Source organism: Pseudoalteromonas amylolytica (assembly GCF_001854605.1).
GTDB classification, from domain to species: Bacteria; Pseudomonadota; Gammaproteobacteria; order Enterobacterales; family Alteromonadaceae; genus Pseudoalteromonas; species Pseudoalteromonas amylolytica.
In genome coordinates, this window is record NZ_MKJU01000003.1 from 36,512 (window position 1) to 42,673 (window position 6,162).

Annotated in this window: 6 protein-coding genes; 3 read left to right on the plus strand and 3 right to left on the minus strand. The window is 45.1% G+C overall.

Features of this window, described 5'->3' with window-relative positions; translation table 11 throughout:
* Positions 1-7 precede the first annotated feature (7 nt).
* Positions 8-604, plus strand: a complete 597-nt coding sequence (cysC, locus tag BET10_RS00200) for an adenylyl-sulfate kinase (RefSeq protein WP_070982809.1) — start codon at positions 8-10, stop codon at positions 602-604.
* Between the two features lie 3 nt (positions 605-607).
* Positions 608-1,378 (plus strand): 3'(2'),5'-bisphosphate nucleotidase CysQ, encoded by a 771-nt coding sequence (cysQ, locus tag BET10_RS00205; RefSeq protein WP_070982810.1) that lies wholly within the window; start codon positions 608-610, stop codon positions 1,376-1,378.
* A gap of 45 nt (positions 1,379-1,423) precedes the next feature.
* On the opposite strand, the gene BET10_RS00210 is transcribed toward cysQ, so the two are convergent.
* A complete protein-coding gene (locus BET10_RS00210) occupies positions 1,424-2,752 on the minus strand; it encodes a hypothetical protein (protein ID WP_070982811.1) in 1,329 nt (442 codons plus the stop codon).
* Positions 2,753-2,911: 159 nt separating this feature from the next.
* Here BET10_RS00210 and BET10_RS00215 point away from each other — a divergent pair, with 159 nt between their 5' ends.
* Complete coding sequence (locus BET10_RS00215; RefSeq protein ID WP_083330374.1) at positions 2,912-3,676, plus strand: substrate-binding periplasmic protein; 765 nt, start codon at positions 2,912-2,914, stop codon at positions 3,674-3,676.
* A 4-nt stretch (positions 3,677-3,680) separates the two neighbouring features.
* On the opposite strand, the gene BET10_RS00220 is transcribed toward BET10_RS00215, so the two are convergent.
* Together BET10_RS00220 and tuf are read right to left on the minus strand one after the other, a co-directional pair.
* Complete coding sequence (locus BET10_RS00220) at positions 3,681-4,523, minus strand: arylamine N-acetyltransferase family protein (protein WP_070982812.1); 843 nt, start codon at positions 4,521-4,523, stop codon at positions 3,681-3,683.
* Positions 4,524-4,977: 454 nt separating this feature from the next.
* Positions 4,978-6,162 carry an elongation factor Tu gene (tuf, locus tag BET10_RS00225; RefSeq protein ID WP_070982779.1) on the minus strand — a complete coding sequence of 395 codons (1,185 nt, stop codon included), beginning with the start codon at positions 6,160-6,162 and terminating at the stop codon, positions 4,978-4,980.

The following is a 6,162-nucleotide window of genomic DNA, read 5'->3' on the forward strand; positions in this document are numbered from 1 at the left end:
TAGTAATATGGATGAAAATATAGTTTGGCATAACTATGCCGTTGATAAAGCCCAACGTAGTGAACATAAGCGTCATAAGCCCTGCGTGCTTTGGTTCACAGGTTACTCTGGCTCTGGTAAAAGTACCGTTGCAGGTGCACTAGAAAGTGCGCTACATCAGCAAGGTGTACATACCTATCTGCTAGATGGAGATAATGTACGTCATGGCCTATGCAAAGATTTGGGGTTCAGTGATGCTGACCGCGTGGAAAACATTCGCCGTGTAGGTGAGCTGAGCAAATTGATGGCTGATGCTGGTTTGGTGGTATTAACAGCCTTTATTTCCCCGTTTCGTGCAGAACGTGATATGGTACGTGAGCTATTAGCAGACGGTGAGTTTATTGAAGTCTTTTTGGATACACCTTTAGATGTGTGTGAACAACGAGATCCCAAGGGACTGTACAAAAAAGCTAGAGCTGGGGAGATAAAACACTTTACTGGGATAGATTCTGATTATCAGGTGCCTAGTAACCCTGAAGTGCGTTTAGATACCAGTAAAAACACCTTGCAGCAATCCGTCGAACAGTTAGTAGAGTATCTAAAAACTAGAAACATCATAGGATAAGTTATGAACCAGACCGATCTATTGGAAGAGATCTTACTGTTGGCACGCAAAGCGGGTGACGCCATCATGCCGATTTATGCCAAAGATTTTAATATCGAGTATAAGGCTGATGAAAGTCCAGTAACCGATGCCGATTTCGCGGCCCATAAGGTAATAGTAGAAGGTCTAAAAAAGCTCACTCCTGAGCTGCCTATTTTGAGTGAAGAAAGTGCCGATATTGATTGGCCAACCAGACAAACATGGGAACAATACTGGCTGGTCGACCCAATCGACGGTACTAAAGAGTTCATCAAAAAGAATGGCGAATTTACCGTCAATATTGCGTTAATCAAAAATGCTAAACCAATACTGGGGGTGGTACATGCACCCGCTTTGAATATCAGCTATTTAGCAGCCGAAGCCATTGGTGCATTTAGAGAGTGTGGCGAAGCGCGCATTGAACTAAAAGTGACTAAAAAGCCTAACAAAGGCAAAATTCATGTGGTTGGTTCTCGTTCACACCCATCTCCTGACTTAGCAACATATCTCGAACAATTTGAAGAAGTTGAAATGGTTCCTAAGGGCAGCTCGCTAAAGCTGTGTCTCGTTGCTGAAGGCCAAGCTGATATTTACCCTCGACTTGGACCAACTTGTGAATGGGATACGGGTGCAGGTCACGCTGTCGCAGAAATTGCAGGCGCAACGGTCAGCCAAATTGATGGCACGCCACTGCAATACAACCAAAAAGAGAGTTACCTAAACCCTTATTTTGTGGTTTCACGCCTAATTGATTAGTATCGACTAAAAGCATGGACTCAGTCCATGCTTTTACGCTCCAGCTTACGCGCCATATAACGTGCGCATCGCTTTGTAATCGATGCCAAACTGACGCTCAAACCAACTATTTACATAATCATCATCAGGTGCCACGCGAGCACATCTGAGCACATTTTCAGTCGAGTTTTGCGCATACTGATTTTGGCAGTATTGGTTAGCCCATAGTTTTGTCAGCTCTTCGCTGGTGCCTTGTGTCAGGTGCTTTAAATAGTCAGAAAATGCGCCCGTTTGATCTAAAAACTTGGCCGTTCTAGGGGTTAACTCAGCTTCTTCAAAGTCGGCACTATGACTGACGGTTCGATTGTTTTTGCTATCTATATATTGATTTGCAAACTGCATTGTAGCCAATTGGCCACTGTAGCTTAAGCGTGCAGAGTATTCTTCATGGTAGTGTGTTTGTGGATAGATATAGACCCGTTCAATATCTACCTCAACTTGTTTAGATTTGTCATTTGGATCAAGACGTAGCTCCTTGACCAAATAGCGTTTTTCCTGTTGCTTTTGTATGCTGTTGCGCTGATAGTCAACATCGGCGGTTATCGTCAAGTTAAGTACATTATCACCAAAAGGAGAGTACCAAATACTTTGCTGAAACTGGTCTTTAAGCTCCCTGAGGGCACCATCTATTAACTGCTGATGAGCGCGTCGTTTTGAGGTATTAAGTTGTAGTTGCTTATTGAAAACAATACTTCTATAACGGCTTTGGTCACGCTGATCTAGCTTGAACGTTGGTGACACTCCCCAAGCCGAGCAATATTTTTGTGCGAGCTGTTTGAGAAAAAAACGCTGTCCCTGCACCTGCTCAGCCAGCGTGTGACATTTGTTTGTTGCTTGTTCGCTTAGTTGTTGCTGATAGCCCGTCAACAATGAAGTAAGTTGCGCGTTGGCGACCAAAAACGCATACTTGTGTTCAAACCAACGAAACTTATCTGGATATGTGCTGCTGGCTAGATCTTTGGCTTGAGTACGTAAAAACTGCTCAGCGTAACGAATTTCCTCACTTTGTGTTGCAGCTTGTGCTCCCATCGCTTCAATATGCCAAGAGCTTTGATTTCTCAAGATAGCTTCAAGCTTATCCGCAGCCCCCACTTGATTTGCAGCCAATCGCAACATGCGAACCTCAATGAGTCCGCGGTCTATAATTTTGTAGCGGGCCTGATTAAGCCGCTGCTGAGCCTCAACATCTGTTGCATCTTCGTTTAAAGCTTGCTGATAAAATTCGGCTGCCTGTTGATACATGCCCTGTTCGTATAATTTGTCTCCTTTTTCAACGAGGCTGGTACAGGCGCTGAGAAAAAAAACCGCGCCCACTAACGCTAACATACGAGTCATACCGCTTAAATCCTTGTGTTCACTACCTATCAGGCTGTTTTATTTCTAAGTATAGATCCATTGTATCCAATTAAGGCGCACTAGGCGACGGATAAAATAACACCAAAATGTATCACTTTGACTACGCTTTATAAAAAGGGAAAAAACAGGGCGAGAATAATGCAACAATCAATCCGCTGGATAGCCACAGGGGCTTTATTAATATTCCAAAGTATCGTGCATGCTGATGAGTCAAATGATCCAGTACATATTTATACCGAAGACTTCCCTCCTTATCAGGAGTTTCTGGGGCCGGGGCGAATTGGCGGAGTCGCTACAGATTTGGTAAAAATGCTTTTTGAACACAGCAAAATTGATTACAAAATTCATGTTCTACCTTGGTTTAGAACCAATCATGTGGTGAACAATACCCCCAACGCCTTTATTTACTCTCTGGCACGTACACAAGAGCGCGAAAAGCAATATCATTGGGTCGCCCCCCTGTGCGAAATAAATGTATCTTTCTATAAGCTCAAAGCGAGAAAAGATATAAAGATTAATGATATTGAGGATGTCAGGCAATACGTTGTCGCCGTGGCCTCAGGACAACCAACCGAGCAACATTTGGTGGAAATCGGGTTCAGCCAAGATGATAACTTAGTGATCCTAGCCAGCCATGAACAAGGCGCACAAATGCTCAACAAAGCACGAGTTGACCTGTTGTATGGCGCCGACCTATTCGTGAAGAATGTACAAATGGCATTAGGTAGGCACGGAGAGTGGGAGCGTGTTTATGTTTCTCCCCATTTGAGTAAACGCATGTACCTCGCCGCCAATATTAACAGCGATGAGAGCTTAATCAGCAAACTGCAAAAAAGCCATCACATGCTTAAAAGCAAGCTCAATACCGAGGCCCGCTGTGAGCAGGCAATAAGAGCGCATTAAGCCGCTAGCCCTCTCGCGCCAACTGCCGCACTTGTACCTTAGCAAATACTTTATTCGAGCACTCTTTGGTGACGACGATATTAAAGTGCCTTTGTAGCAACTGCTGCAGCTGAGACACACTACGGATCTCCAGCTCGCTTTGTGTCTGCTCGCGCTCATCTAGGCATAAAAAAGTCGTATTACGGATCAGGTAGCGCTTGCCATCATCAACACGTGACACAACCAGGTTATTCACAAACGCCGCCTCGGGATGCTGGTGACTGTAAAAATGCCCCACCTCGCAGTCCTCTTCAAATACCTTTGCTAAGTCAATCTCATATAAAGTGAGCGACTCAGGTTCAAGTAACGAGACTTTCACATGGGAGTCTGTACATTCTACCCGATACTGATTGGGTCCTTCGTTGGTCACATGATCATGATCGATGGCAATCGGCATGATAGGTACCTTTACGCCAAAACCCACATCCACCACATATGTGTGATCATTATAAGAGAGTAAGGTGACTCGATGCGTTCGCGGATTATCGCTTTTACCACTAAGCATCACCCGTGCTAATGCGGGCCTGACACTGTAACCGAGCGCTTCAAGCGCTAAAAACATCACGCGATTATGCTCAAAGCAATAACCACCTTGGCGCAGTGCAATTAGCCGCTCAAACAGCGCTTCAGGCTCAAGACTTAGGTAAGTGCCCTGCATCGCATTAATGCTGCTGAAGCTGTACATAGCTATGTGCTGCGCCTGTAAGGCTTGCACAAAACTTAAAGTACCTACGGGGGCGTCAATAGAGAAGCGACTGAGGTAATGAATAATATATTCTGCGATAGGTGATGATTGTAGCTCTAGCATCCAGTTTTCCTTATACTTTTAAAGTCGTTACACGTACGATAAAAGCTCAAGTAAGGTTGAGGTCAAACGCTTTTTACGGTTTTTTAGAGACAATGATTATCATCATTAACGTACAAAGTCATGGACGAAGTCCGTGGCTTTTGCGCAAGGTGAAATAAGCCAGTCTAACAATGGCTTCGGGACTCTCCGTCGGATGGCGCTTCGCTTATCCAACCTACCACTTTTTTTTACAGACATTAAAAAAGGTCACCGAAGTGACTTTCGTGCAAAGGGCTAACGACAATGAGCGAAGCGAAGGCGTTTCCTTTCCGCAAGGTGAAATAAGCCAGTCTAACTACCGCCAAGGGACTCTCCGTCGGATGGCGCTTCGCTTATGCCGACCTACAAGACATAAAAAAACCCGAGCCTAAGCTCGGGTTCTTCTAATGCTTTGTGGCATTAACTAAAGTCGATATTACTCAACGATAGTTGCTACAACACCAGCACCAACTGTACGGCCACCTTCACGGATAGCGAAGCGTAAACCTTCGTCCATCGCGATTGGGCAGATTAGCTCTACAGTCATCTTGATGTTGTCACCAGGCATTACCATTTCTACGCCTTCTGGTAGCTCAACGTTACCTGTTACGTCAGTTGTACGGAAGTAGAACTGTGGACGGTAGCCTTTGAAGAATGGCGTGTGACGACCACCTTCATCTTTAGAAAGTACGTATACTTCTGAAGTGAACTTCGTGTGAGGTGTGATTGAACCAGGCTTCGCTAGTACTTGACCACGCTCAACATCATCACGCTTAGTACCACGTAGTAGTGCACCAATGTTCTCACCCGCACGACCTTCGTCTAGAAGCTTACGGAACATCTCAACACCCGTACAAGTTGTCTTCGTAGTTTCTTTGATACCTACGATTTCAACTTCGTCGTTCACGTTGATGATACCAGCTTCAACACGGCCTGTTACTACTGTACCACGACCCTGGATTGAGAATACGTCTTCGATAGGCATGATGAATGGCTTATCGATATCACGCTCTGGCTCTGGGATGTAAGAATCTAGTGCTTCTGCAAGCTCAACGATCTTGTCTTCCCACTCTTTCTCACCTTCTAGTGCTTTAAGCGCTGAACCTTGGATTAGTGGTAGGTCATCACCTGGGAAGTCATACTCTGAAAGTAGTTCACGTACTTCCATCTCTACTAGCTCTAGAAGCTCTTCGTCGTCAACCATGTCACATTTGTTCATGAATACGATGATGTAAGGTACACCAACCTGACGAGAAAGTAGGATGTGCTCACGTGTTTGAGGCATAGGACCGTCAGTAGCAGCAACTACTAGGATCGCGCCGTCCATCTGTGCAGCACCAGTGATCATGTTTTTAACATAGTCAGCGTGTCCTGGACAGTCTACGTGTGCGTAGTGACGAGTCGGTGTATCGTACTCAACGTGTGAAGTTGAGATTGTGATACCACGCTCACGCTCTTCTGGAGCGTTATCGATTGATGCGAAGTCTTTTGCTTCACCACCGTATACTTTTGCAAGTACGTTAGTGATTGCTGCTGTTAGAGTTGTTTTACCGTGGTCAACGTGGCCGATTGTACCTACGTTTACGTGCGGTTTTACGCGTTCAAACTTTTCTTTTGCCAT

Bases quoted from the DNA above. Each gene is read 5' to 3' on its own strand.
- cysC (WP_070982809.1), top strand. From the start codon at position 8: ATGGATGAAAATATAGTTTGGCATAACTATGCCGTTGATAAAGCCCAA.
- cysQ (WP_070982810.1), top strand. From the start codon at position 608: ATGAACCAGACCGATCTATTGGAAGAGATCTTACTGTTGGCACGCAAA.
- BET10_RS00210 (WP_070982811.1), bottom strand. From the start codon at position 2,752: ATGACTCGTATGTTAGCGTTAGTGGGCGCGGTTTTTTTTCTCAGCGCC.
- BET10_RS00215 (WP_083330374.1), top strand. From the start codon at position 2,912: ATGCAACAATCAATCCGCTGGATAGCCACAGGGGCTTTATTAATATTC.
- BET10_RS00220 (WP_070982812.1), bottom strand. From the start codon at position 4,523: ATGCTAGAGCTACAATCATCACCTATCGCAGAATATATTATTCATTAC.
- tuf (WP_070982779.1), bottom strand. From the start codon at position 6,162: ATGGCAAAAGAAAAGTTTGAACGCGTAAAACCGCACGTAAACGTAGGT.